2 protein-coding genes are annotated in these 1,061 nt (G+C 51.9%); both read right to left on the bottom strand.

Annotation, left to right across the window (positions count from 1 at the left end; genetic code table 11):
• The coding region (locus ACT3T6_RS17675; protein ID WP_444625977.1) for a M48 family metalloprotease at positions 1–608 on the bottom strand (608 nt) is incomplete at its 3' end.
• 281 nt (positions 609–889) lie between these two features.
• A partial coding sequence (locus ACT3T6_RS17680) for a transposase (RefSeq protein WP_443589643.1) occupies positions 890–1,061 on the bottom strand: 172 nt, incomplete at its 5' end.

Consider the following 1,061-nt stretch of genomic DNA (forward strand, 5'->3'; position numbering starts at 1 on the left):
AAGCGACTCGCACGATCGCCAGCGGCTGGGTGGCTAGAAAAGAAGCTACTATTATTACCATATTTGGCTTCAAGTTTGCGCAGCGCAGTGATTGAGGCCTCAGCATCCATATTATGCTCCTGTAGAAGCTCAATGGCATAGTCATCAGCTTCATTTTCCTGACGCTGAGAGAACTGGGCATTAATAAGCTTTTCTCCTAAATCGCCAAGTTCAGAAGTAGATAGGACGGCGGCGGTGCTGCTGCCGCTTGAAGCCGCAGCTTCACGTGCCGCAGACGCAGCGTAAGCGACCTGGAAAGCCCGCTTGGAGTGTCCTAAAGCGACATGGCCTATTTCATGAGCAATAACGTAACGCACCTCATCGTCGGTCATTTCGTCCATTAACCCACTGTATAACCGGATGGAACCATTGGGCACTGCAAACGCATTAATTTCGGAGACCTGATAAACGTTAAAATCGAGCGTATGGCCTTCAACAACTTCCCAGCCTTGAGTCAGATTTTGCAAACGCTCGGCATACGGGCTGTTAGTGGCAACAAGCTGGTTTTCATTATCAAGTTGGGCAATGGTTTGATCACCCATTTGCTGTATTTGCTGGTCTGACATCATGGCGGCGCCCGCCATATTGGTGCCCGCTGATACAAGACCGCCAAAATCAGCGCCTGATTGGCAGCCGCTAATAGCAAATGTTGCCGCTAAACTTAAAGCACAAAATGTTTTACGCCCTAGCCTGGATTTCTCATAGTACCTCAGCCAGTACCGCACTCAGGCTGTAACACCGCTAAACACCTACTGGCTCGACTTACATCGGCTATTTTTTAACCACTTTCCGTCCTTCAGACACACTTCCCCCTTTCCCCCATTGCGTCGGGCCGGGGGCGCCCGAGCAGTCAGTTCGGCACCAACCGCCTGACCAGATCGGATAGCGCCGTTTTATAGGGGTAGCTGTCACTCATCAACACCCGGATGCGGCGCGTATTGCGGAGGATGACCGCGCCTACTTTGATGAGCTTGAGCCTCAGGTTGCTTGGACTCATGCGCGCGAAGGGCGTGTGCTTCAGG

The sequence above is a fragment of the Halomonas sp. 72 genome, from assembly GCF_052379785.1.
Taxonomy (GTDB): Bacteria; Pseudomonadota; Gammaproteobacteria; order Pseudomonadales; family Halomonadaceae; genus Vreelandella; species Vreelandella citrativorans.